Annotated in this window: 22 protein-coding genes and 2 tRNA genes; 6 read left to right on the top strand and 18 right to left on the bottom strand. The window is 65.9% G+C overall.

Annotated features, from left to right (window positions below; translation table 11 throughout):
- Nucleotides 1-33: 33 nt before the first annotated feature.
- The 18 genes from NAV27_RS18245 to NAV27_RS18160 form a co-directional block, all read right to left on the bottom strand.
- Nucleotides 34-432 (bottom strand): MerR family transcriptional regulator, encoded by a 399-nt coding sequence (locus NAV27_RS18245; RefSeq protein WP_043297472.1) that lies wholly within the window; start codon nt 430-432, stop codon nt 34-36.
- Nucleotides 433-501: 69 nt separating this feature from the next.
- On the bottom strand, nt 502-1,683 hold the full coding sequence (locus NAV27_RS18240) for an acetyl-CoA C-acetyltransferase (protein WP_102828953.1): 1,182 nt from the start codon (nt 1,681-1,683) through the stop codon (nt 502-504).
- A gap of 159 nt (nt 1,684-1,842) precedes the next feature.
- Entirely contained in the window at nt 1,843-2,472 is a 630-nt protein-coding gene (locus NAV27_RS18235) for a CoA transferase subunit B (RefSeq protein WP_077683732.1), read from the bottom strand.
- A 4-nt stretch (nt 2,473-2,476) separates the two neighbouring features.
- A complete protein-coding gene (locus tag NAV27_RS18230; protein WP_003288891.1) occupies nt 2,477-3,172 on the bottom strand; it encodes a CoA transferase subunit A in 696 nt (231 codons plus the stop codon).
- Nucleotides 3,173-3,255: 83 nt separating this feature from the next.
- Nucleotides 3,256-4,155: a hydroxymethylglutaryl-CoA lyase gene (locus NAV27_RS18225; RefSeq protein ID WP_102828690.1), complete on the bottom strand. Its 900-nt coding sequence runs from the start codon at nt 4,153-4,155 to the stop codon at nt 3,256-3,258.
- Nucleotides 4,156-4,318: 163 nt separating this feature from the next.
- Nucleotides 4,319-6,229, bottom strand: a complete 1,911-nt coding sequence (locus tag NAV27_RS18220) for an acetyl/propionyl/methylcrotonyl-CoA carboxylase subunit alpha (protein WP_102828691.1) — start codon at nt 6,227-6,229, stop codon at nt 4,319-4,321.
- Nucleotides 6,226-7,026, bottom strand: coding sequence for a gamma-carboxygeranoyl-CoA hydratase (locus tag NAV27_RS18215; RefSeq protein ID WP_102828692.1), 801 nt, complete (start codon nt 7,024-7,026; stop codon nt 6,226-6,228). Before NAV27_RS18215 ends, NAV27_RS18220 begins: the two co-directional genes overlap by 4 nt.
- A 58-nt stretch (nt 7,027-7,084) precedes the next feature.
- Entirely contained in the window at nt 7,085-8,692 is a 1,608-nt protein-coding gene (locus NAV27_RS18210) for a carboxyl transferase domain-containing protein (RefSeq protein ID WP_102828693.1), read from the bottom strand.
- Between the two features lie 96 nt (nt 8,693-8,788).
- Complete coding sequence (locus tag NAV27_RS18205) at nt 8,789-9,952, bottom strand: isovaleryl-CoA dehydrogenase (RefSeq protein ID WP_102828694.1); 1,164 nt, start codon at nt 9,950-9,952, stop codon at nt 8,789-8,791.
- A 301-nt stretch (nt 9,953-10,253) separates the two neighbouring features.
- The gene (gene ychF / locus NAV27_RS18200) at nt 10,254-11,354 is read right to left on the bottom strand and encodes a redox-regulated ATPase YchF (RefSeq protein WP_102828695.1); all 1,101 of its coding nucleotides are present in this window, start codon (nt 11,352-11,354) and stop codon (nt 10,254-10,256) included.
- A 24-nt stretch (nt 11,355-11,378) separates the two neighbouring features.
- Nucleotides 11,379-11,963 carry an aminoacyl-tRNA hydrolase gene (pth, locus tag NAV27_RS18195; RefSeq protein WP_043297480.1) on the bottom strand — a complete coding sequence of 195 codons (585 nt, stop codon included), beginning with the start codon at nt 11,961-11,963 and terminating at the stop codon, nt 11,379-11,381.
- Nucleotides 11,964-12,002: 39 nt separating this feature from the next.
- Complete coding sequence (locus NAV27_RS18190; RefSeq protein ID WP_008567060.1) at nt 12,003-12,620, bottom strand: 50S ribosomal protein L25/general stress protein Ctc; 618 nt, start codon at nt 12,618-12,620, stop codon at nt 12,003-12,005.
- Nucleotides 12,621-12,738: 118 nt separating this feature from the next.
- Complete coding sequence (locus NAV27_RS18185) at nt 12,739-13,680, bottom strand: ribose-phosphate pyrophosphokinase (protein WP_008567058.1); 942 nt, start codon at nt 13,678-13,680, stop codon at nt 12,739-12,741.
- 78 nt (nt 13,681-13,758) lie between these two features.
- Nucleotides 13,759-13,833: transfer RNA gene (locus tag NAV27_RS18180), tRNA-Gln, on the bottom strand.
- 51 nt (nt 13,834-13,884) lie between these two features.
- Nucleotides 13,885-13,959: transfer RNA gene (locus NAV27_RS18175), tRNA-Gln, on the bottom strand.
- Between the two features lie 19 nt (nt 13,960-13,978).
- On the bottom strand, nt 13,979-14,839 hold the full coding sequence (gene ispE / locus NAV27_RS18170) for a 4-(cytidine 5'-diphospho)-2-C-methyl-D-erythritol kinase (RefSeq protein WP_102828696.1): 861 nt from the start codon (nt 14,837-14,839) through the stop codon (nt 13,979-13,981).
- Complete coding sequence (lolB, locus tag NAV27_RS18165; protein ID WP_102828697.1) at nt 14,840-15,460, bottom strand: lipoprotein insertase outer membrane protein LolB; 621 nt, start codon at nt 15,458-15,460, stop codon at nt 14,840-14,842. It lies immediately after the preceding gene.
- A 2-nt stretch (nt 15,461-15,462) separates the two neighbouring features.
- Nucleotides 15,463-17,190 (bottom strand): tetratricopeptide repeat protein, encoded by a 1,728-nt coding sequence (locus tag NAV27_RS18160; protein ID WP_102828954.1) that lies wholly within the window; start codon nt 17,188-17,190, stop codon nt 15,463-15,465.
- 183 nt (nt 17,191-17,373) lie between these two features.
- Between NAV27_RS18160 and hemA the strand changes: the two genes are divergently transcribed.
- The 6 genes from hemA (at nt 17,374) to NAV27_RS18130 (ending at nt 22,784) form a co-directional block, all read left to right on the top strand.
- On the top strand, nt 17,374-18,642 hold the full coding sequence (gene hemA / locus NAV27_RS18155; protein ID WP_102828698.1) for a glutamyl-tRNA reductase: 1,269 nt from the start codon (nt 17,374-17,376) through the stop codon (nt 18,640-18,642).
- Complete coding sequence (gene prfA / locus NAV27_RS18150) at nt 18,639-19,721, top strand: peptide chain release factor 1 (RefSeq protein ID WP_043297485.1); 1,083 nt, start codon at nt 18,639-18,641, stop codon at nt 19,719-19,721. Before hemA ends, prfA begins: the two co-directional genes overlap by 4 nt.
- 73 nt (nt 19,722-19,794) lie before the next feature.
- On the top strand, nt 19,795-20,622 hold the full coding sequence (gene prmC / locus NAV27_RS18145) for a peptide chain release factor N(5)-glutamine methyltransferase (RefSeq protein ID WP_102828699.1): 828 nt from the start codon (nt 19,795-19,797) through the stop codon (nt 20,620-20,622).
- 24 nt (nt 20,623-20,646) lie between these two features.
- Nucleotides 20,647-21,402, top strand: coding sequence for a molybdopterin-synthase adenylyltransferase MoeB (locus NAV27_RS18140; RefSeq protein ID WP_102828700.1), 756 nt, complete (start codon nt 20,647-20,649; stop codon nt 21,400-21,402).
- Nucleotides 21,395-22,189: a glutamate racemase gene (murI, locus tag NAV27_RS18135; RefSeq protein ID WP_102828701.1), complete on the top strand. Its 795-nt coding sequence runs from the start codon at nt 21,395-21,397 to the stop codon at nt 22,187-22,189. The genes NAV27_RS18140 and murI overlap by 8 nt, the downstream gene beginning before the upstream one ends.
- Before the next feature lie 76 nt (nt 22,190-22,265).
- On the top strand, nt 22,266-22,784 hold the full coding sequence (locus NAV27_RS18130) for an acyloxyacyl hydrolase (protein ID WP_102828702.1): 519 nt from the start codon (nt 22,266-22,268) through the stop codon (nt 22,782-22,784).
- The last annotated feature ends 16 nt before the right edge of the window (nt 22,785-22,800 follow it).

Here is a 22,800-nt window from a genome sequence, read left to right as displayed (position 1 = left end):
GGGATGCAGGGCTGGCCGCGGCCGAACGCGCCCTCAGCCGGCCGTCTGCTTCGCCAGTGTGCTCTGTAGCGCGCTGCGGCAGCGCTCCTCGGCGGTGTCCAGCTCCAGCTGCATCTGCTGGATGTCGAGCAGTTGCTGCTCCAACTGCTGGCGGCGCTCGGCGATCATCTGCAGCATGATATTCAGCTGTTTCTGGTTGCCGGCCTTGGGGTCGTAGAGCTCGATCAGCGTCTTGCATTCGGCCAGCGAGAAGCCGATGCGCTTGCCGCGCAGGATCAGCTTCAGCGTGACGCGATCCTTGGGCGTGTAGATGCGCTCCTGGCCGCGGCGGGTCGGGGTGAGCATGCCCTGTTCTTCGTAGAAGCGGATGGCGCGGGTGGTGATGTCCAGCTCGTTGGCCAGATCGGAAATGCTGTAGGTCTGTTTAGCCATGCTCGTTCTCGATGTCCGGTCGCGCTCGTCCGCACCGGTGCGCGGTGCGAACGAGGGATGACGTGCCGCTCAGGGGCGTTCGATGGCCAGCGCCACGCCCTGGCCGCCGCCGATGCACAGCGTCGCCAGGCCTTTCTTCACGTCGCGGCGCTGCATCTCGTGCAGCAGGGTCACCAGGATACGGCAGCCCGAGGCACCGATCGGGTGGCCGAGGGCGATGGCGCCGCCGTTGACGTTGACCTTGGCGGCATCCCAGCCCAGTTCCTTGCCGACCGACAGCGCCTGCACGGCGAAGGCTTCGTTGGCCTCGATCAGGTCCAGTTCGTCCAGCGACCAGCCGGCTTTCTCCAGGCAGCGACGGGTGGCGGTAACCGGGCCGATGCCCATGATCGCCGGATCGACGCCGGCATTGGCGTAGCCGGCGATCTTCGCCAGCACCGGCAGGCCGAGCGCCTGGGCCTTGGCGGCGCTCATCAGCACCACCGCGGCGGCGCCGTCGTTGAGGGTCGAGGCGTTGCCGGCGGTGACGCTGCCGTCCTTCTTGAACGCGGCGCGCAGGCCGCCCAGGGATTCGGCGGTGGTGCCGGCGCGCGGCTGCTCGTCACGCGCGAAGGCAACCGGGTCGCCCTTGCGCTGCGGAATCATGACCGGGGTGATCTCGGCATCGAAGCGGCCGCTCTCGATGGCGGCGGCGGCGCGCTGCTGCGACTGTGCGGCGAAGGCGTCCTGCTGGGCGCGATCGATGCCGTACTTGTCGGCCAGGTTCTCCGCGGTGATGCCCATGTGGTAGTCGTTGAAGGCGTCCCACAGACCGTCGGTGATCATGCTGTCGATCATCTGGGCGTGGCCCATGCGCAGACCGGTGCGCGCGCCGGGCATGACGTAGGGCGCTTGGCTCATGTTCTCCATGCCGCCGGCGATGACCACCTCGGCGTCGCCGCAGCGAATCGCCTGCACGGCCAGATGCAGTGCCTTGAGGCCCGAGCCGCAGACCTTGTTGAGGGTCATGGCCGGTACGGCATGCGGCAAGCCGGCCTTGACCGCGGCCTGGCGCGCGGTGTTCTGCCCGGCGCCGGCGGTCAGCACGTGGCCGAGGATGACTTCATCGACCTGGGCCGGCTCGAGCCCGGTTTTCTCCAGCAGGGCGCGGATCACGATGGCGCCCAGTTCGACCGCCGGCACATTGGCCAGCGTGCCCTGGAAACTGCCGATGGCGGTGCGGGTTGCAGCTACGATGACGACGTCTTGCATGACGAACTCCAGATCGGAAATGGCGTTGCCGCGACGCAATGCAGCGGGCGCGTTCGACGGCGAGTATACGGTCGCGCAGGTGACTGGCCAGTGCTGGCGCCAGTCCCCGGCGTGGCGTGCAATGCCGGCGGCGGGCGCCGGGCATTGCGCGCATACGGTTCAGCGCTGGATCGGGCAGCCGGTGGCCTCTTGCAGCTCCTCGAAGCTGACGCCTTCGGCCAGCTCCACCAGCTTCAGGCCCTGCTCGGTGACGTCCAGCACGCCGAGGTCGGTGATGATCCGGTCGACCACGCCAACGCCGGTCAACGGCAGGTCGCAGGCCGGCAGGATCTTGTGCGCACCGCCCTTGGCGGTGTGCTCCATCAGCACCACGACGCGCTTGACGCCGGCCACCAGGTCCATCGCGCCGCCCATGCCCTTGACCATCTTGCCGGGGATCATCCAGTTGGCCAGGTCGCCTTTTTCCGACACCTGCATGGCGCCGAGGATGGCCAGGTTGATATGGCCGCCGCGGATCATGGCGAAGCTCTGCGCGTTGTCGAAGAAGCTCGAGCCGGGCAGGGCGGTGACGGTCTGCTTGCCGGCGTTGATCAGGTCGGGGTCGATCTCTTCCTCGGTCGGGAAGGGGCCGATGCCGAGCAGGCCGTTCTCGCTCTGCAGCCAGACGTCCATGCCGTCGGGGATGTAGTTGGCGACCAGGGTCGGCAGGCCGATACCGAGGTTGACGTAGAAGCCGTCCTGCAGCTCCTGGGCGGCGCGTTGCGCCATCTGTTCACGTGTCCAGGCCATGGTCTCAGCTCCTCACCGTGCGTTTTTCGATGCGCTTTTCCGGGCTCGGGTTGTGCACGATGCGTTGCACATAGATGCCCGGCAGATGGATCTGGTCCGGGTCCAGCTCGCCGGTCTCGACGATCTCCTCCACCTCGACGACGCAGACCTTGCCGGCCATCGCCGCCAGCGGGTTGAAGTTGCGCGCGGTCTTGCGAAACAGCAGGTTGCCCGCCTTGTCGGCCTTCCAGGCCTTGACCAGCGCGATATCGGCGGTCAGCGATTCCTCCATCACGTACCACTCGCCGTTGAACTGGCGGGTTTCCTTGCCCTCGGCCACCAGCGTGCCGTAGCCGGTCCTGGTGTAGAAAGCCGGGATGCCCGCGCCGCCGGCACGCAGCTTCTCGGCCAGCGTGCCTTGCGGGGTGAACTCCAGCTGCAGCTCGCCGGCCAGGTACTGGCGTTCGAACTCCTTGTTCTCACCCACGTAGGAGGAAATCATCTTGCTGATCTGCCGCGTCTCCAGCAGCAGGCCGAGGCCGAAGCCGTCGACGCCGGCGTTGTTGCTGATGGCGGTAAGGTTCTTCTTGCCGGAGTCGCGCAAGGCGGCGATCAACGCTTCGGGGATGCCGCACAGGCCGAAGCCGCCGACGGCGAGTGTCATGCCGTCCTCGACCAGGCCTTCCAGGGCGTGGGCAGCGCTGGGGTAGAGCTTGTTCATGAAATACCTCTACTTATTGTTGTGTCCGTGCCCGCGGCTGAACCGGCCATGGGCTGAATGCGTCAATGCAACAACGATGCCGATCAGCCTGCATGGCGGGCGCGCGCCACCCGCGAGCCGTTGACACGGCCCAGCACGCGGCTGATGCGGTCGCCAGCAGCGATCAGCGCATCGAGGTCGATGCCGGTGGCTATGTCCAGCCCGTTGAACATGTACAGCACGTCTTCGCTGGCGACATTGCCGCTGGCGCCTTTGGCGTAGGGGCAACCGCCGAGGCCGGCGACCGAGCTGTCGAACACCGCGATGCCTTCCAGCAGGCTGGCGTAGATGTTGGCCAGCGCCTGGCCGTAGGTGTCGTGGAAATGCCCGGCCAGCCGCTCGCGGGGCACTTCGCGGGCCACCGTGTCGAACAGCGCGCGGGTCTTGCCCGGCGTACCGGTGCCGATGGTGTCGCCCAGGGAAACCTCGTAGCAGCCCATGGCATACAGCTCGCGCGCGACCTCGGCGACCTTGCCCGGCGCCACCTCGCCCTCGTAGGGGCAGCCGAGCACGCAGGACACGTAGCCACGCACGCGAATGTCGTGCTCGCGGGCAGCCTCCATCAAAGGCGCGAAGCGTGCCAGGCTCTCGGCGATCGAGCAGTTGATGTTCTTCTGAGAGAAGGCCTCGGAGGCCGCACCGAACACCGCGACTTCCTTCACACCGGCCTCGATGGCCGCTTCCAGGCCCTTCATGTTCGGCGTCAGCGCCGCGTAAGTGACCCCGGCCTTGCGCTGGATCTGTGCGAAGACTTCGGCCGAGCCGGCCATCTGCGGCACCCACTTGGGCGACACGAAGCTGCCGACCTCGATATAGGACAGGCCGGCGGCGCTCAGGTCGTTCACCAGGCGCACCTTGTCGGCCACGCTGATCGGCTGGCGCTCGTTCTGCAGACCGTCGCGCGGGCCGACTTCGACCAGGCGGACCTGTTTGGGCAGGCTCATATGTTCTCCAGGGGCGAGCGCGATTGGCGGGCTCGCCGGTTCATGTGTGTCAGCCGAGGCTTCCGGCTACCGGTGGAAAATCGCTGCGCGAGTTTTCCACCCTACGGTGTTGCGTTCGGGCGTAGGGTGGACAACGGCGCAGCCTTGTCCACCTTTGCAACCGTCAGGCCTCCTCCATCTCCAGCAGCACCGCCCCTTCGCTGACCATCTCGCCCTCGCTGCAGAACAGGCGCTTGACCACGCCGGCCTGGGCGCTGCGGATGCTGTGCTCCATCTTCATCGCCTCCAGCACGATCAGCGCGGTGCCGGCCTCGACCTGCTGCCCGGCCTCGACCAGCACGCGCACGATGCTGCCGTTCATCGGCGCGGTGAGGCCGCCGTGCTGCGGATGGCTGGCCTCGGCTTCGGCAATCGGGTCGAAGGCGCGCACCGCCAGCCACTCGCCCTGCCATTGCAGATACAGCGTATCGCCCTGGCGGATCGCCCTGGGTGACCGGGCGTTCGACTGCTGCGCTGTCGGATCGACCGTCAACCGGCGGCTTTCGCCGTTGCACTGCAGGTGCAGGCTGATCCGCGCCGGCAGGCCGAAGCGCAGCCCGTCGCGCCGGGACCACGGCGAATGCACGTCGTCCTCGCGCACGCGGGCGGCCGCGCCGCGCACGAAACTCTCGGCGGCCTGCTGCCAGAAGGCCTCGGACAGCTCGCCGGCCGGGCGCAGCAGCTCGCGTTCGTGGCGCGGGATGAAGCCGGTGTCCAGTTCGGCCTCGGCGAAGGCGCGGTGGCCGACCACCCGGCGCAGGAACGCCAGGTTGGTGCGCACGCCACCGACGGCGGTTTCGTCGAGCATGACCAAGAGGCGCAGGCGCGCTTCCTCGCGGTTCTCGCCCCAGGCGATCAGCTTGCCGAGCATCGGGTCGTAGAACGGCGACACCGTGTCGCCCTCGGCGACGCCGCTGTCCACGCGGCGGCCCGGGCCAGCGGCGGCTTCGCGGTACAGGTCGAGGGTGCCGGTGGCCGGCAGGAAATCGTTGTCCGGGTCCTCGGCATACAGGCGCACCTCGATGGCGTGGCCGTGCAGCGGCACCTGTTCCTGGCGGATCGGCAGCGGCTCGCCCCGGGCGACGCGAATCTGCCAGGCCACCAGGTCGAGGCCGGTGATGGCCTCGGTGACCGGGTGCTCCACCTGCAGGCGGGTGTTCATTTCCATGAAGAAGAAGTCGCCGCGTGCATCGAGCAGGAATTCCACGGTGCCGGCGCCGACGTAGCCGATGGCCTGGGCGGCCTTCACCGCCGCTTCGCCCATGGCGCGGCGCAGCGCCGGAGTCATGCCGGGCGCCGGGGCTTCCTCGACCACCTTCTGGTGGCGACGCTGGATCGAGCAGTCGCGCTCGTTGAGGTACAGGCAGTTGCCGTGTATGTCGGCGAATACCTGGATTTCCACGTGGCGCGGCTTGAGCACGTACTTTTCCACCAGCATGCGCGAATCGCCGAACGAGGATTGCGCCTCGCGCTGCGCGGAGGCCAGCGCCTCGGCCAGCTCCGCCTCGCGCTCGACCACCTTCATGCCCTTGCCGCCGCCGCCGGCGGTGGCCTTGAGCAGCACCGGATAGCCGATCTTTTCCGCGGCAGCACGGAAGGTTTCCAAGTCCTGGGCCGCGCCGTGGTAACCCGGCACCAGCGGCACGCCGGCGGCTTCCATCAGCGCCTTGGCCGCGGACTTGCTGCCCATGGCGTCGATGGCCGAGGCGGGCGGGCCGAGGAAGATCAGCCCGGCCTGCTCGATGGCGCGGGCGAACGCGGCGTTTTCGGAGAGAAAACCGTAGCCGGGGTGGATGGCCTGGGCGCCGCTGGCCTTGGCCGCCTCGATCAGCTTGTCGATGCGCAGGTAGCTGTCGGCCGGCTTGGCGCCGCCCAGGTCGATGCGGATATCGGCCTCGCGGGCGTGCCGGGCGCTGGCGTCGACGGCGCTGTGCACGGCGACGGTGGTCAGGCCCAGGGCCTTGGCGGTGCGCATCACCCGGCAGGCGATCTCGCCACGGTTGGCCACCAGCAGGGTATCGATGGAACGGTTCATGGCTGGCTCTCCTGCCAGGCGGGGGTGCGTTTCTCCAGGAAGGCGCTAAGGCCCTCCTGGCCTTCCGGGCTGGTGCGCAGGCGGGCGATGGCCTGTTCGGTGGTCTGGCGCAGCGCGGCGTCGTAATCGCCATCGCCGACTTCCAGCAGCAGCGCCTTGCAGGCCCTGAGCGCCTGCGGGCTGTTGAGCAGCAGGTTGTCGACCCAGCGCTCGAGGGCGGCGTCCAGTTCCTCGGCCGGATAGGTCTCGGCGAGCAGGCCGAGCTCGCGGGCGCGCTCGCCGTCGAAGCGCTCGGCGGTCAGCGCGTAGCGCCGCGCGGCGCGCTCGCCGATGGCCTTGACCACGAACGGGCTGATCACCGCCGGGGCTAGGCCGATGCGCACTTCCGACAGGCAGAACAGCGCGTCGCTGGCGCCGATGGCCATGTCGCAGCAGGCGATCAGCCCCAGCGCGCCGCCGAACGCCGCACCCTGCACCACGGCCAGGGTCGGCTGCGGCAGCTGGTGGAGGCGCTGCATCAGCTCGCCGAGTTCGTGGGCGTCGTCCAGGTTGGCCTGGTAGTCGAGCTCCGCCGACTCGCGCATCCAGCCCAGGTCGGCGCCGGCGGAAAAGTGCTTGCCGCGCCCGCGCAGGACCAGGAAGCGGATGCTCGCGTCATCCCTCATCTCGGCCAGCGCGGTATTCAGTTCGCCGATCACCCGGGCGTCGAAGGCGTTGTTCTTGTCCGCGCGGTTCAGCCACAGGGTGGCTACGCCGCGCGCGTCTTTGTTCAGTTCGATGGTCTGGAAAGCGGTCATCTCGGCACCCTCGATGCGACTACAGGCGCCCGCGCGTCTCGCGCCGGCGCGGCGCGACTTACATGCGGAACACGCCGAAGCGGGTCGGCTCGATCGGCGCGTTCAGCGCGGCGGACAGCGCCAACGCCAGCACCTCGCGGGTCTGCGCCGGGTCGATCACGCCGTCGTCCCACAACCGCGCGCTGGAGTAATAAGGGTGGCCCTGGCGCTCGTACTGCTCGAGGATCGGCTGCTTGATGGCCGCCACCTCGTCGTCGCCGAGGGTCTTGCCGGCGCGTTCGCTCTGCTCCTGCTTGACCTGGGCCAGCACGCCGGCAGCCTGTTCGCCGCCCATCACCGCGATGCGCGCGTTGGGCCACATCCACAGGAAGCGCGGGTCGTAGGCGCGCCCGCACATGCCGTAGTTGCCCGCGCCGAAGCTGCCGCCGATCAGCACGGTGAACTTCGGCACCTGCGCGCAGGCCACTGCGGTGACCAGCTTGGCGCCGTGCTTGGCAATGCCGCCGGCTTCGTACTTTTGCCCGACCATGAAGCCGGTGATGTTCTGCAGGAACAGCAGCGGCACGCCGCGCTGGCAGGCCAGTTCGATGAAGTGCGCGCCCTTTTGCGCCGCCTCGGAAAACAGGATGCCGTTGTTGGCGAGGATGGCGATCGGGTAGCCGTGCAGGTGGGCGAAGCCGCAGACCAGCGTGGTGCCGAACAGCGCCTTGAATTCATCGAACTCGCTGCCATCCACCAGGCGCGCGATTACCTCGCGCACGTCGTAGGGCTGCTTGGCCTGCGCCGGGATCACCCCGTACAGCTCCTCGGCCGCGTACAGCGGCGCGCGCGGCGCGCGGCTCTGCAGCTGGCCGAGCTTGCGCCAGTTGAGGTTGGCCACGCAGCGGCGGGCGAGGGCCAGCGCGTGCTCGTCGTTCTCGGCGTAGTGGTCGGCGACCCCGGAGGTCTTGCAGTGCACGTCGGCTCCGCCCAGCTCCTCGGCGGTCACCACCTCGCCGGTGGCGGCCTTCACCAGCGGCGGGCCGGCCAGGAAGATGGTCGCCTGGTTGCGCACCATGATGGTCTCGTCGGCCATCGCCGGCACATAGGCGCCGCCGGCGGTGCAGGAACCCATCACCACGGCGATCTGCGGAATGCCCAGGGCGCTCAGATTGGCCTGGTTGAAGAAGATGCGGCCGAAGTGCTCGCGGTCGGGGAACACCTCGTCCTGGCGCGGCAGGTTGGCGCCGCCGGAGTCCACCAGGTAGATGCACGGCAGGCGGTTCTCGCGGGCGACGGTCTGCGCGCGCAGGTGCTTCTTCACCGTCAGCGGGTAGTAGCTGCCGCCCTTCACGGTGGCGTCGTTGGCGATGATCATGCATTCGACGCCTTCGACGCGGCCGATGCCGGCCACCACGCCGGCGGCGGCGACATCCTCGCCATACACCTCATGGGCGGCCAGCGGCGCCAGTTCGAGGAAGGCCGAGCCGGTGTCGAGCAGCGTATCGATGCGCGCGCGCACCAGCAGCTTGCCGCGCGACACATGGCGCTGCTGGGCGGTCGCGCCGCCGCTTTCACTGATGCGGCCGAGCAGGGCGCGCAGGTCGTTCACCTGGTCGAGCATCGCCGCGCGGTTGGCGGCGAACTCCGGCGAGCGGGTATTGATCTGGGTATGCAGGATGGCCATGGACGGGCTCCCGTAGGGTGGAAAACCCGCGAAGCGGTTTTCCACCTGTTCGTAATCGCGGTGGAAAAGGCCGGCGGCCGTTTTCCACCCTACGGCTTACTTGGATTCGTTGAACAGCTCGCGGCCGATCAGCATGCGGCGGATCTCGCTGGTGCCGGCGCCGATCTCGTAGAGCTTGGCGTCGCGCAGCAGGCGGCCGGTGGGGAATTCGTTGATGTAGCCGTTGCCGCCGAGGATCTGGATCGCCTGCAGGGCCATCTGCGTGGCGTTCTCGGCGGTGTAGAGGATCACCCCGGCGGCGTCCTTGCGGGTGGTCTCGCCACGGTCGCAGGCCTGGGCCACCGCATACAGGTAGGCGCGGCTGGCGTTGAGCTGGGTGTACATGTCCGCCACCTTGCCCTGGATGAACTGGAACTCGCCGATGCTCTGGCCGAACTGCTTGCGGTCGTGGATGTAGGGCACCACCACGTCCAGGCAGGCCTGCATGATCCCGGTCGGGCCGCCGGCCAGCACCACGCGCTCGTAGTCCAGGCCGCTCATCAGCACCTTCACGCCGCCGTTCACCACGCCCAGTACGTTCTCCTCCGGCACCTCGACGTCATCGAAGAACAGCTCGCAGGTGTTGGAGCCGCGCATGCCCAGCTTGTCGAACTTGTTGCCGCGCGAGAAACCCTTCCAGTCGCGCTCGACGATGAACGCGGTGATGCCGTGCGGGCCCTTGTCCAAGTCGGTCTTGGCGTAGATCACGTAGGTATTGGCGTCCGGGCCGTTGGTGATCCAGGTCTTGCTGCCGTTGAGCACGAAGCGGTCGCCCTTGCGGTCGGCGCGCAGCTTCATCGACACCACGTCGGAACCGGCATTCGGCTCGCTCATGGCCAGCGCGCCGACGTGCTCGCCGCTGATCAGCTTTGGCAGGTACTTGGCCTTCTGCGCGGGCGTGCCGTTGCGGTTGATCTGGTTGACGCACAGGTTGGAATGCGCGCCGTAGGACAGGGCGACCGACGCCGAGCCACGGCTGATCTCCTCCATCGCCACCACATGCGCCAGGTAGCCGAGGCCGACGCCGCCGTACTCCTCGGAGACGGTCACGCCGAGCAGGCCCATCTCGCCGAACTTGCGCCACATGTCCATGGGGAACAGGTTGTCACGGTCGATGGCCTCTGCGCGCGGCGCCAGCTCGGCGGCGACGAAGGCCTGCACCTGCTCGCGCAGCATGTCGATGGTGTCGCCGAGGGCGAAGTTGAGGCTGGAGTAACTCATGGAGGGTACCTGTAGGTCTTGTAATTGTTCTGTTCGAGCGGCCGAAAACAGCTGCGTCAGGCTTGTTACCTTTACGTTAACGTAATGCTGTCGTGTGCCACTGTCAAATGCTGCGGCCGAGCGGTTGCGCTACGGACTTGGGGTGCGTCTCGGCCGTCGTTATCCGCAGCATAGCCAGTGATTTCAGAATCGATGCGTTACGGGAAGGAGAGATGAATGAGCGCGGCTGTTGCGGGTGCGCTGAAAAGACCAAGGCCCCGGCGAGGTGGTCGCGCGGGGCCTTGCTGAGGCAGGGGAGGCGTCAGACGTTGAAGCGGAAGTGCATCACGTCGCCATCCTTGACGATGTACTCCTTGCCTTCCAGGCGCCATTTGCCCGCTTCCTTGGCACCGGCTTCGCCCTTGTACTGGAGGAAGTCGTCGTAGGCGATGACTTCGGCGCGGATGAAGCCTTTCTCGAAATCGGTGTGGATCACCGCGGCGGCCTGGGGGGCGGTGGCGCCGATCTTCACGGTCCAGGCGCGCACTTCTTTCACGCCGGCGGTGAAGTAGGTCTGCAGCCCGAGCATTTCATAGCCGGCACGGATGACGCGGTTCAGGCCCGGCTCTTCCAGGCTCAGCGCCTCGAGGAACATGTCCTTCTCCTCGCCGTCGTCCAGCTCGGCGATCTCCGCCTCGATCTTGTTGCAGACCGGCACCACGATGGCACCTTCCTCCTCGGCGATGGCTTTCACCACGTCGAGGTGCGGGTTGTTCTCGAAGCCGTCCTCGGCAACGTTGGCGATGTACATCACCGGCTTGCTGGTCAGCAAATGGAAGCCGCGGACCAGACGCTTCTCTTCGTCACCAAGGTTCTTCAGCAGCGAGCGCGCCGGCTTGCCTTCGGTGAAATGCGGGATCAGCTTCTCCAGCAGCGCCTTCTGCGCCAGGGCTTCCTTGTCGCCACCCTTGGCGTTGCGCGCCACCTTCTGCAGCTGCTTCTCGCAGCTGTCGAGGTCGGCGAAGATCAATTCGAGGTCGATGATCTCGATATCGCGCTTGGGATCGACCGAGTTGGAAACGTGGATGACGTTGTCGTCCTCGAAGCAGCGCACCACGTGGGCGATGGCGTCGGTCTCGCGGATGTTGGCGAGGAACTTGTTGCCCAGGCCTTCACCTTTGGAGGCGCCCGCGACGAGGCCGGCGATGTCGACGAACTCCATCGTGGTCGGCAGCACGCGCTCGGGCTTGACGATCTCGGCCAACGCGGCGAGACGGGCATCGGGCATCGGCACGATCCCGCTGTTCGGTTCGATGGTGCAGAACGGGAAGTTCTCCGCCGCGATGCCGGATTTGGTCAGCGCATTGAACAGAGTGGACTTGCCGACATTGGGCAGACCGACGATGCCGCAGTTGAATCCCATGATGATCTTGCCTCGGAGTTAGGTTCAGGCCTTCTGGCTGTGCAGGCGCTGCATGGCGCGGGTCCAGTCGCCATCCAGGATCTGCGGCACGACATCCAGCGCGAAGTCGATGCTGGCGTCGAGCTTCTCGCGCTCAGCTTGCGGAGCACGACCCAGTACATAGCCGCTGACCAGGCTGGCGTGGCCGGGATGGCCGATGCCCAGGCGCAGGCGATGGAAGCCGTTCTGATTACCGAGCTTGGCGATGATGTCGCGCAGCCCGTTGTGCCCGCCATGACCACCGCCCTGCTTGAGCTTGGCGACGCCGGGGGGCATGTCGAGTTCATCGTGGGCAACCAGGATGGACTCGAGGGGAATTCGGAAGAAGCCGGCCAGCGCCGCCACCGCCTGACCGCTGCGGTTCATATAGGTGGTGGGGATCAGCAGGCGGATATCTTCGCCCTGATGGCTGAACTTGCCGACCAGGCCGAAGTACTTGCGGTCAGCGCTCAGCTGGACGCCCTCGCGGGCAGCCAGGCGCTCAACGAAAAGAGCCCCCGCGTTATGCCGGGTCTGGTCGTATTCGGGGCCTGGATTTCCCAGGCCAACGATCAGTTTTACGGCGGTCACGGCGGGGGCCTCTTTTCTCAGCGGGCAGCTGCGAGTGGATTACTCGGCAGCGCCTTCTTCTTTCGAAGCGTCTTCCTTGCTCACGCGCGGTGCGTGAATGTTAACGACCGGCAGGTCGCTACCATGCTGCAGGGCAACGAAGGCAACGCCTTTCGGCAGCTTCAGATCGCTCATGTGCAGAACCTGGCCGACTTCCATCTGGGCGATGTCGACTTCGATGAAGTCCGGCAGATCCTGCGGCAGGCAGGTCACTTCGGCATCCGGCAGGTTCAGGTAGATTTCGCCACCCTGCTGCTTGACGCCAATGGAGCTTTCCTGGTTGACCAGGTGCACCGGAACGGTGGCGATCAGCTTCTGGCCGGCGACGACGCGCTGGAAGTCAGCGTGCAGCACGAAGCCCTTGGCCGGGTGGCGCTGCAGCGCCTTGATCACTACGTCCTGGCCTTTGCCGTCGACGTTCAGCTTGATGATGTTGCTGAAGGCGATTTCGTTTTCCAGCATCTTGGCCAGATCTTTGGCCAGAATGCTGATCGATTGCGGCGCAGCTTCGCCACCGTAGATCACGGCCGGCACGAGGTTGGCGTTACGACGCAGGCGGCGGCTCGCACCTTTCCCCAGGTCGGAACGCTCTTGGGCATTCAGGGTGAAGTCAGTCATTTCGTTTCTCCAGTAACAACAATACCCGTCGCGCTTGCGACCAGCGCTCGGGCTGTTGGGCAAAAAGCCCCGCGCGAGGCGGGGCACATTACGTCAGGGCGTGTTCGTTAGCTTTCGCTTAGCGGAACATCGCACTGATCGATTCGGCATTGCTGATGCGGCGTACCGCCTCAGCCACCACTGGCGCGATGTCCAGCTGGCGAATTCGGGTGCAAGACTGGGCGGCGGCCGACAGCGGGATGGTGTTGGTCACCACCAGCTCGTCGAGCACGGAACCTTCGATGTTTTCGATGGCGCGACCAGACAGGATCGGGTGCGTGCAGTAGGCATAGACCTTGGCGGCGCCGTGGTCCTTCAGTGCCTTGGCTGCGTGGCACAGTGTGCCGGCGGTGTCGACCATGTCGTCGACCAGGATGCAGGTACGGCCTTCGATATCGCCGATGATGTGCATCACTTCGGACTGGTTGGCCTTCGGCCGACGTTTGTCGATGATCGCCAGATCAACGCCGAGGGACTTGGCCACGGCGCGGGCGCGGACTACACCACCGATATCGGGGGAGACGATCATCAGGTTTTCGAAGCGCTGGGCCTGGATGTCATCGACCAGTACCGGCGAACCGTAGATGTTGTCCACCGGCATATCGAAGAAGCCCTGGATCTGATCGGCGTGCAGGTCGACGGTCAGGACGCGGTTGACGCCAACGACGTCGAGCATGTCGGCGACGACCTTGGCGCTGATCGGCACACGGGCCGAACGCGGACGGCGATCCTGGCGGGCATAGCCGAAGTAGGGCACCACGGCAGTGATGCGCGTCGCCGAGGAGCGGCGGAAGGCATCGGCCATCACCACCAGCTCCATCAGGTTATCGTTGGTCGGGGCACAGGTCGGTTGAATCAGGAAGACGTCCTTGCCACGGACATTTTCGTTGATCTCGACGCTGATCTCGCCGTCGGAAAACTTTCCGACATAGGCATCACCGAGGGGGATATGCAGCTGACGTACGACACGCCGGGCCAGATCGGGGTTGGCGTTCCCCGTGAAGACCATCATCTTGGACACGCGCAGTACCTGCCTGAGGGTGGGTCCGATGAATAAAAAGCTGTTCAAAAGGCAAGCTTTTGAACAGCTTCAAGTGTATGGCAGGGGCGGCTGGATTCGAACCAACGCATGCCAGGATCAAAACCTGGTGCCTTACCGCTTGGCGACGCCCCTGTAGAGTAAAAAACGCGTGCGACTCGATGCGTACGAACCCGATAGAGGTTATGGCAGGGGCGGCTGGATTCGAACCAACGCATGCCAGGATCAAAACCTGGTGCCTTACCGCTTGGCGACGCCCCTGTATCGTACCGCTCGTTTGTTACGCACTGGCTTCCTGCGCCATCTGTTTCAGGGTGCGATGCAACATCGAAACGTTACGACCGCGGGCCACGAAACTTGGCAAACTGGCTGGAAGTTGGCGGCGGACTTTATCAGCCTCGCCCTCGTTTGGGAAGCTCCCAAACACACAAGCTCCAGTGCCGGTCATGCTTGACGGAACGAATTTGTTCAGCAAGCTCAAGGCGTTACGAACCTCTGGATAACGCCTTTCGACCACTGGCTGACAATCGTTATGACCGCCCCCAGCAAGAAGGCTGCGAACTGTAATGGCCGGGGTATTACGTGTCAACTCCGGGTCGGCAAATATTTCCGCTGTACTAACAGAGACTTGCGGCGCTAGCACGAGGAACCAGGGTTCCTCCAGATCGACTGGTTGCAGGCGCTCGCCGACGCCTTCGGCAAACGCCGCACGGCCGCGGACGAACACCGGCACATCGGCGCCGAGTGCGAGCCCCAGCTCCGCCAGGCGGTCTTCGCCGAGATCGAGCCGCCACAGGTGATCGAGGCCGACCAGCGTAGTGGCGGCATCCGAACTGCCGCCGCCGATGCCACCGCCCATCGGCAGGCGCTTGGTCAGCTTGATGTCGGCACCCAGCGTGCAGCCGCTCTCGCGCTGCAGCAGGCGTGCGGCGCGGACGATTAGGTTGCTGTCGTGGTCGACTCCCGGCAGGTCGGTGTGCAGGCGAATCTGGCCGTCGTCACGCAGGCTGAAGCTCAGCTCGTCGCCGTAGTCGAGGAACTGGAACAGCGTCTGCAGCTCGTGATAGCCATCGGCGCGGCGACCGAGGATGTGCAGCATCAGGTTGAGTTTGGCCGGTGCCGGCAGGGTCAGCGTGGGCATTCAGCGTCCCAGCTGGCGCGGCTGCCAGTCCTTGACCACGAGGGTGATCTGCAGCTCGTGACCTTGCAGGCGGATGCGCTCGGGCAGGGTGAAACCGTCGTGCTCGGCATAGGCGAGGTAGTCCACCTGCCAGCCGTCCTGCTCCAGATGGGCCAGACGGCTTTCGCTGTCCAGGCTCAGGCGGCTGCGGCTGTCCGGTGCCGGCAGACCACGCACCCACCAGAGCAGATGCGACACCGGTAGCTGCCAGCCCAGTTGAGTTTCCACCAACGCTTCCGGTGAGTCGGCCTCGAAGCGACCCTGCCCGGCGACTTCCAGTGCCACGGCGTCCGGGCGGCCGGTGAGGCGGGTGGCGCCCCGGCCAAGCGGGCCGGACAGGCGAATGTCGAAATAGTCCTGGCGCTGCAGCCAGAACAGCGTGCCGCTGCCCGATTCCTGCGGAGCGCGGATGCCGATCTTGCCGCTGATCTGCCAGCCATCGAGCTCCGCGATCTGGCGGCGATGCTCCTTCCAGGCGGTGGCGTTGCCCGGCCCTTCGACCGATTCGCGCGGGCCGAGGCCGGCGCAGCCGGCCAGCAGCAGGGCCAGGCATGGGACGAGAAGTTTGTTCAACAGCGGCATGTTCAGAGCGCCTCCGAGCCGGTCAGGCGCTTGAGCGTGCTGCGCAGGACCGCGCTGTCCGGCTCCTTCTGCAGAGCCTGCGCCCAGATCGTCCGGGCTTCACGGCGCTCGCCGCGGACCCAGAGCACTTCGCCGAGGTGGGCGGCGACTTCGTGATCGGCGAACTGCGCGTAAGCCTTGCGCAGGTGGCGTTCCGCTTCCTGCAGGTTGCCGAGACGGAAATGCACCCAGCCCAGACTGTCCATGATGGCTGGGTCGTCGGGGTTGATCCGGTAGGCCTGCTCGATCAGCTCCAGCGCTTCCTGGTGGCGTTCGGTGCGATCGGCGAGGGTGTAGCCCAATGCGTTGATGGCCATCGCGTTGTCCGGCTCGCGCTCGATGATTAAGCGCAGGTCGTGCTCCAGCTGATCGAGATCGCCGCGCTTCTCGGCGAGCATGGCGCGGGTGTAGAGCAGGCTGAGATCGTCGGGGTACTGCTCCAGGGCCTGCTGGACGAGCTTCCAGGCCTGCGTGGTGCGGTTGTGCTCGGAAAGCGCTTCGATTTCGATCAGATACAGCTGGATCGCGTAGTCGGGCTGCTCGTCGCGTGCCTTAGCCAGCACCCGGGATGCCTCTTCGTCGCGGTCGAGCGAATAGAGCAGCTGGCTCTGCATCAGCTTGGCCGGCAGGTACTCGTTGCCCGCACCGACCTGAGCGAACGCCTGCAGCGCCTTGTTCTGGTCGCCCAGTGCCTGCTGCGCACGACCGAGGTTGAACTGCGCGGCGTCAACGTGGCTGCCACGCTCGATCAGCTCCTCCAGGTAGACGATGGCCTCGCGCCAGGCTTCGGCCTCCATGCACACCAGTGCCATCGAGAAACGCAGGTCGTCGTCGGTGGGGTTCTGCTGGATCAGCGTGGCGAATTCGCTCATGGCCTCGTCCAGGCGTTCATGCTCCACCAGCAAGCGCGCGTAGGTCAGTCGCAGACGCTTGTCTTCGGGATGGCGATGCAGGCCCTTTTCCAGCAGCGCGAGCGCTTCGTCGCCGCGATCGAGCGCATGCAGCAGACGCGCTTGTAGCAGGAGCGACGGCACCTGCTGCTGTGCGCTCGGTTGCGCTTCCAGAAGGGCCAGCGCTTCCTCGCTCTTGCCATCCTGTTGCAGCAGAACGGCCTTGCCGAAGGCCAGTTGCGGATTGTCCGGGTACTTCTTCAGCAGGCGCTCGAAGCTCTGCAGCAGGCCGGCCCGGGTGTCCGGGTCGGTTTCGGCGGCGGAGAGCGCGAGGAAGTCGAAATGCGTGTCGCCCTGGCCCTGCAGGACCTTCTCCATGAACTCCAGCGACTCTTCGTAGCGACCGCCGCGTGCCAGCTGTACCGCCGCGGCGCGCTGTGCGTCGAGGTTGTCCGGGGCGTTGCGCGCCCAGATCAGTGCGCTATCCAATGCCGCCTGTTCCGCCCCGAGGTATTCGGCGATGCGGAAGCTGCGTTCGGCAACGCCCGGATCCTGAGTCGCGTTGGCCTGCTGGACGTAGTTGCCCAGGGCAATGTCGAAGCGGTTGCGCTGGCCGGCAAGTTCCGCGACCAGCAGGGCATACAGGGTTTCCTGGCTGAACGAGCCATGCTCGCCAGCGTCGGCTTGCTCGGTCGCAGGCGCGGCGTCCTGTACCGGCGGCACCTCGTCGGGGGTGTTCGGCGCAATGGACTGGCAGCCTGCGAGAAACAGCAGGGCGACGAGGGGAGCGAGTCTGTTCATATAGAGGATACGGCTGGTCTGCGGTCGCGGCATGATGACACAAGCCGCCAGGCAAGCACATGGGGCGCGGTTTGCGCAGTGCCGGCGGGTTCCAGGGGTATCGGACAATCGTGGGCAATGGTTGTTCTGAGTCAGGCGAAGTAGGAGAATTGCGCGCTTCGTTAGTCTGATCAGCGATCCTGCATGGCTTTCCTCGCGCTTGGCATCAATCACAAGACCGCTTCGGTGGACGTCCGCGAGCGCGTGGCCTTCACTCCCGAACAGATGGTCCAGGCCCTGCAGCAGCTGTGTCGCGTCACGCCGACTCGCGAGGCGGCGATCCTCTCGACCTGCAATCGCAGCGAACTGTACCTGCAGCAGGATCAGGTCGAGGCGGATGCCGTGCTGGCGTGGCTGGCCGATTACCACGGCCTGAGCCTCGATGAACTGAAGGCCTGTGCCTACGTGCATGTCGACGACCAGGCGGTGCGGCACATGATGCGGGTCGCTTCAGGGCTTGATTCGCTGGTGCTGGGCGAGCCGCAGATTCTCGGTCAGATGAAGTCGTCCTATGCCGTGGCGCGCGAGGCCGGCAGCATCGGCCCGCTGCTCGGCCGGCTGTTCCAGGCCACCTTCAGCACTGCCAAGACCGTACGCACGGATACGGCGATCGGCGAGAACCCGGTTTCGGTCGCCTTCGCCGCCGTAAGCCTGGCACGGCAGATATTCAGTGATCTGCAGCGCAGCCGGGCTTTGCTGATCGGCGCTGGCGAAACCATCACCCTGGTCGCCCGCCATCTGCACGAGCAGGGCGTGAAGAAGATCGTGGTCGCCAACCGTACTCTGGAGCGCGCCAGTGCGCTGGCGGCCGAGTTCGGTGCGCAGGCGATCCTGCTGGCCGACATCCCCGATGAGCTGCACAACAGCGACATCGTCATCAGTTCCACCGCCAGCCAGCTGCCGATCCTCGGCAAGGGCGCGGTGGAACAGGCGCTGAAGAAGCGCAAGCACAAGCCGATGTTCATGGTCGACATCGCCGTGCCGCGGGACATCGAGCCGCAGGTCGGCGACCTGGACGATGTCTACCTCTATTCGGTCGACGACCTGCACGAGGTGGTCGCGGAGAACCTCAAGAGTCGCCAGGGCGCCGCCCAGGCGGCCGAGGAGCTGGTGGCCGCCGGTACCGAAGACTTCATGCTGCGCCTGCGCGAGCTGGCTGCGGTGGATGTGCTCAAGGCTTACCGGCAGAGTGCCGAGCGAATTCGCGACGAGGAGTTGGCCAAGGCACAGCGCCTGCTGGCCAATGGCGGCAACCCCGAGGACGTCCTCGCCCAGCTCGCCCGCGGGTTGACCAACAAACTGCTGCATGCGCCCAGCGTGCAGCTGAAGAAGCTTTCGGCCGAAGGGCGCGTCGAAGCCCTGAGCATGGCTCAGGATCTTTTTGCCCTGCACGAGGGCACGGAAAAACCATGAAACCCTCATTGCTGAACAAGCTGGATGTCCTGCAGGACCGCTTCGAGGAACTCACCGCGCTGCTCGGCGACGCCGAGATCATCAGCGACCAGAATCGCTTCCGCGCCTATTCGCGCGAGTACGCCGAAGTCGAGCCGGTGATCGCCGCCTATCGCCAGCTGTGCAAGGTGCAGCAGGACCTCGAAGGCGCGCAGGCGCTGCTCAAGGACAGTGATCCCGATCTGCGCGAGATGGCCGAGGAAGAAGTCGCCGAGGCCAAGGCGCAGCTCGAGACGCTGGAAGCCAATCTGCAGCGCATGCTGCTGCCCAAGGACCCCAACGATGGGCGCAACGTGTTCCTCGAAATCCGTGCCGGTACCGGTGGTGACGAGGCGGCGATCTTCGCCGGGGACCTGTTCCGCATGTATTCGCGCTACGCCGAGAAACAGGGCTGGCGCGTCGAGATACTCTCGGAGAACGAGGGCGAGCATGGCGGCTTCAAGGAGGTGATCTCCCGCGTCGAGGGTGACAACGTCTACGCCAAGCTCAAGTTTGAGTCCGGCGCCCATCGTGTGCAGCGCGTGCCGGAAACCGAATCCCAGGGCCGTATCCACACCTCGGCCTGCACCGTCGCGGTGTTGCCCGAGCCTGACGAGCAGGCGGCGATCGAGATCAATCCGGCCGATCTGCGCGTCGACACCTATCGCTCCTCGGGCGCCGGTGGCCAGCACGTCAACAAGACCGACTCGGCGATCCGCATCACTCACCTGCCTACCGGTATCGTCGTCGAGTGCCAGGAAGAGCGCTCGCAGCACAAGAATCGTGCCAAGGCGATGGCCTGGCTGGCCGCCAAGCTGCAGGATCGCCAGGATGCCGCGGCGCACAAGGAAATATCCGAGACGCGCAAGCTGCTGGTCGGCTCCGGCGACCGTTCCGAGCGCATCCGCACCTACAACTTCCCGCAAGGCCGGGTGACCGATCACCGCATCAACCTGACGCTGTATTCGCTCAACGAAGTGATTGCCGGCGCCGCGGAGCAGGTCATCGAGCCGCTGCTGCAGGAATACCAGGCCGATCAGCTGGCGGCGCTGGGAGATTAACGACAAGGCTACCCGCCGCATGACCCACGGGGCTCCGTGGCCATTGCAGTGTGCCGCTTGAGGCTCGAAGGTTATGCCCACCATCCAATCCCTGCTCGACACCGCCGAGCTGCCCGATTCGCCGACCGCGCGGCTGGACGCCGAGCTGCTGCTGGCGCAGGCGTTGGGCAAATCGCGCAGCTTCCTGCGCACCTGGCCGGAGCGGGAGCCGGATGCCGAGGCCTGCGCGCGCTTCGCCGAACTGCTGCGCCGGCGCCGTGCGGGTGAACCGGTGGCCTACATTCTGGGGCGCCAGGGCTTCTGGAGTCTCGACCTGGAGGTAGCGCCGCATACGCTGATCCCGCGTCCGGATACCGAGCTGCTGGTGGAGACCGTGCTGGAGCGGCTGCCGGCAACACCGGCGCGACTGCTCGATCTCGGGACCGGCACGGGAGCTATCGCACTGGCGCTGGCGGCAGAGCGTCCCGCCTGGCAGGTGACTGGCGTGGATCGGGTCGACGAGGCGGTCGCGCTGGCCGAGCGCAATCGACTGCGTCTGGGACTGAGCAATGCGCGCTTCGTTGCGAGCGACTGGTTCGCAGCGCTGGGCGGCGAGCACTATCACCTGATCGTCAGCAATCCGCCCTACATCCCGGCCAGCGATCCGCACCTGGCGCGTGGCGACGTGCGCTTCGAACCGCGCAGTGCGCTGGTCGCCGGCACCGACGGACTGGATGACATCCGCCGGATCATCGTCGCGGCTCCCACGCATCTCGAAGCGCACGGCTGGCTGCTGCTCGAACATGGGTTCGATCAGGCCGCTGCGGTGCGTCAGTTACTGAGCCATCAGGGCTTCGTCGCCGTCGAAAGCCGCCGCGATCTTGGCGGCCACGAGCGCATCAGTCTGGGGCGCCTGCCGTGATCCCTTCATCTTGCGAGACATTTCATGCTCAGTGACGAAGAACTGCTGCGTTATAGCCGTCAGATTCTGCTCAAGCAGGTCGATGTCGAGGGCCAGCTGCGGCTGAAACAGAGCCGCGCACTGATCGTCGGGCTTGGCGGGCTGGGCTCGCCGGTGGCGCTCTACCTGGCGGCCGCCGGTGTCGGTGAGTTGCACCTGGCGGACTTCGACACGCTGGACCTGACCAACCTGCAGCGCCAGATCGTCCACGACAGCCAGGCGCTCGGTATGCACAAGGTCGACTCGGCGATGGGGCGCCTGCATGCGCTGAATCCGCACGTCCGGCTGGTGCCCTACCGTGCGGGTCTGGACGCCGATACCCTCGCGCAGGCCGTTGCCGGCGTCGATCTGGTACTCGATTGCACCGACAACTTCACGATTCGCGAAGCGGTGAACGCCGCCTGCGTCGCGGCCAAGAAGCCATTGGTCAGCGGTGCGGCGATTCGCCTGGAAGGGCAGGTGTCGGTATTCGATCCGCGTGATGCGGCGAGTCCCTGCTACCACTGCCTCTATGGCCATGGCAGCGAGACCGAGCTGACCTGCAGCGAGGCTGGCGTGCTGGGCCCGCTGGTTGGCCTGGTGGGCACCTTGCAGGCGCTCGAGGCGCTGAAATTGCTGGCCGGCTTCGGTGAGCCGCTGGTAGGGCGGCTGTTGCTGGTCGATGGTTTCGCCACGCGCATGCGTGAGCTGCGGGTCAAGCGCGATCCGGCCTGCGCCGTCTGCGGACACCACGATGGCTGAGCGCTCGGCGCCGGTCGGCGTGTTCGATTCCGGCGTCGGCGGGCTTTCCGTACTGCGCGAAATTCGCCAGCGCCTGCCGCACGAATCGCTGCTGTATCTGGCCGACAGCGCGCACGTGCCCTACGGCGAGAAGAGCCCGGAATTCATCCGCGAACGTTGCCGTACCATCACCGATTTTCTCCTTGAGCAGGGCGCCAAGGCGCTGGTGCTGGCTTGTAACACCGCCACGGCAGCCGGCATCGCCGAGTTGCGCGAATGCCATCCGCAGCTGCCGATCATCGGCATGGAGCCTGCGGTCAAGCCGGCAGCGCGGGCGACCCGTAGCGGCGTGGTGGGCGTGCTGGCGACCACCGGAACGCTGAAAAGCGCCCGTTTCGCGGCCTTGCTCGACCGCTTCGCCAGCGATGTGCGGGTGATAACGCAGCCCTGTCCCGGGCTGGTCGAGCGTATCGAGGCCGGGGAGCTGAATGGCGCCGCGACGCGCGATCTGCTGGCGGGCTGGGTGGAACCGCTGCTGGCGGAGGGCTGCGATACGCTGATCCTCGGCTGCACTCACTATCCGTTCATCCGGCCGCTGCTGGCGCAGCTGGTGCCGTCTCACGTGCAACTTATCGATACCGGCGCGGCGGTCGCCCGGCGTCTGGAGGAGGTGCTGGCCGCACAGCAGCTGCTGGCGACCGGCGAGGCGCGGGTGCGCTTCTTCTGTAGCGGCGATCCGCTGCGAATGGAAGAGGTGCTGCCTATACTTTGGGGTGAAAAGGCGGGCGTCGAGTTCTTCTCCGGTTAGGAACTCGCGATGCGGTTGCGTTTCTCAACGAAGTACAACAACCAAAAATAGCCATCCTTGAAATAAGGAAGTTCCGATGAAAAAACTGATCCCTTTTACCGTCGCTGCGGCTCTTTGCGCAGGTCAGGTGACGGCCACGCAGGCAATGGGCGTGACCGCGGCCGTCGGCCAGACCGGCGAATCGACCATGACCTATCGGCTTGGCGTGCAGTTCGATTTCAACCGTAGCTGGCTACAGAGCGATGTTGGCCGGCTGACCGGCTACTGGGATGCCGGTTACACCTATTGGGAGGGCGACGAAACCTCCGCCAACCACAGCCTGTCGCTGGCGCCGGTATTCGTCTACGAGTTCGCTGGCGAGTCGGTCAAGCCCTACATCGAGGCCGGCATCGGCATCGCTGCGTTCGAGAGCACCGAGGTCGAGGATCGCGAACTGGGTTCGTCGTTCCAGTTCGAGGATCGCATCGGTGTCGGCCTGCGTCTGGCCGGCGGGCACGAGATCGGTATCCGTGCACTGCACTACTCCAACGCCGGGTTGAAAAATCCCAACGATGGCGTGGAAAGCTACGCGCTGCACTACCGGATGGACTTCTAGTTCCGCCGGGCGCGCA

The sequence above is a fragment of the Stutzerimonas degradans genome, assembly GCF_024448505.1.
GTDB lineage: Bacteria > Pseudomonadota > Gammaproteobacteria > Pseudomonadales > Pseudomonadaceae > Stutzerimonas > Stutzerimonas degradans.
The sequence above is the reverse complement of the archived record's forward strand: the minus strand, read 5'-3'. Positions and strand labels throughout refer to the sequence as shown.

What these genes read in the sequence shown, in the direction of transcription:
- prfA (WP_043297485.1), top strand. Translation starts at nt 18,639, where the DNA reads ATGAAACCCTCATTGCTGAACAAGCTGGATGTCCTGCAGGACCGCTTC.
- NAV27_RS18190 (WP_008567060.1), bottom strand. Translation starts at nt 12,620, where the DNA reads ATGACTGACTTCACCCTGAATGCCCAAGAGCGTTCCGACCTGGGGAAA.
- NAV27_RS18160 (WP_102828954.1), bottom strand. Translation starts at nt 17,190, where the DNA reads ATGAACAGACTCGCTCCCCTCGTCGCCCTGCTGTTTCTCGCAGGCTGC.
- NAV27_RS18130 (WP_102828702.1), top strand. Translation starts at nt 22,266, where the DNA reads ATGAAAAAACTGATCCCTTTTACCGTCGCTGCGGCTCTTTGCGCAGGT.
- NAV27_RS18140 (WP_102828700.1), top strand. Translation starts at nt 20,647, where the DNA reads ATGCTCAGTGACGAAGAACTGCTGCGTTATAGCCGTCAGATTCTGCTC.
- NAV27_RS18235 (WP_077683732.1), bottom strand. Translation starts at nt 2,472, where the DNA reads ATGGCCTGGACACGTGAACAGATGGCGCAACGCGCCGCCCAGGAGCTG.
- NAV27_RS18215 (WP_102828692.1), bottom strand. Translation starts at nt 7,026, where the DNA reads ATGACCGCTTTCCAGACCATCGAACTGAACAAAGACGCGCGCGGCGTA.
- ispE (WP_102828696.1), bottom strand. Translation starts at nt 14,839, where the DNA reads ATGCCCACGCTGACCCTGCCGGCACCGGCCAAACTCAACCTGATGCTG.
- NAV27_RS18245 (WP_043297472.1), bottom strand. Translation starts at nt 432, where the DNA reads ATGGCTAAACAGACCTACAGCATTTCCGATCTGGCCAACGAGCTGGAC.
- hemA (WP_102828698.1), top strand. Translation starts at nt 17,374, where the DNA reads ATGGCTTTCCTCGCGCTTGGCATCAATCACAAGACCGCTTCGGTGGAC.
- ychF (WP_102828695.1), bottom strand. Translation starts at nt 11,354, where the DNA reads ATGGGATTCAACTGCGGCATCGTCGGTCTGCCCAATGTCGGCAAGTCC.
- NAV27_RS18230 (WP_003288891.1), bottom strand. Translation starts at nt 3,172, where the DNA reads ATGAACAAGCTCTACCCCAGCGCTGCCCACGCCCTGGAAGGCCTGGTC.
- prmC (WP_102828699.1), top strand. Translation starts at nt 19,795, where the DNA reads ATGCCCACCATCCAATCCCTGCTCGACACCGCCGAGCTGCCCGATTCG.
- NAV27_RS18205 (WP_102828694.1), bottom strand. Translation starts at nt 9,952, where the DNA reads ATGAGTTACTCCAGCCTCAACTTCGCCCTCGGCGACACCATCGACATG.
- NAV27_RS18210 (WP_102828693.1), bottom strand. Translation starts at nt 8,692, where the DNA reads ATGGCCATCCTGCATACCCAGATCAATACCCGCTCGCCGGAGTTCGCC.
- NAV27_RS18240 (WP_102828953.1), bottom strand. Translation starts at nt 1,683, where the DNA reads ATGCAAGACGTCGTCATCGTAGCTGCAACCCGCACCGCCATCGGCAGT.
- lolB (WP_102828697.1), bottom strand. Translation starts at nt 15,460, where the DNA reads ATGCCGCTGTTGAACAAACTTCTCGTCCCATGCCTGGCCCTGCTGCTG.
- murI (WP_102828701.1), top strand. Translation starts at nt 21,395, where the DNA reads ATGGCTGAGCGCTCGGCGCCGGTCGGCGTGTTCGATTCCGGCGTCGGC.
- NAV27_RS18220 (WP_102828691.1), bottom strand. Translation starts at nt 6,229, where the DNA reads ATGAACCGTTCCATCGATACCCTGCTGGTGGCCAACCGTGGCGAGATC.
- NAV27_RS18225 (WP_102828690.1), bottom strand. Translation starts at nt 4,155, where the DNA reads ATGAGCCTGCCCAAACAGGTCCGCCTGGTCGAAGTCGGCCCGCGCGAC.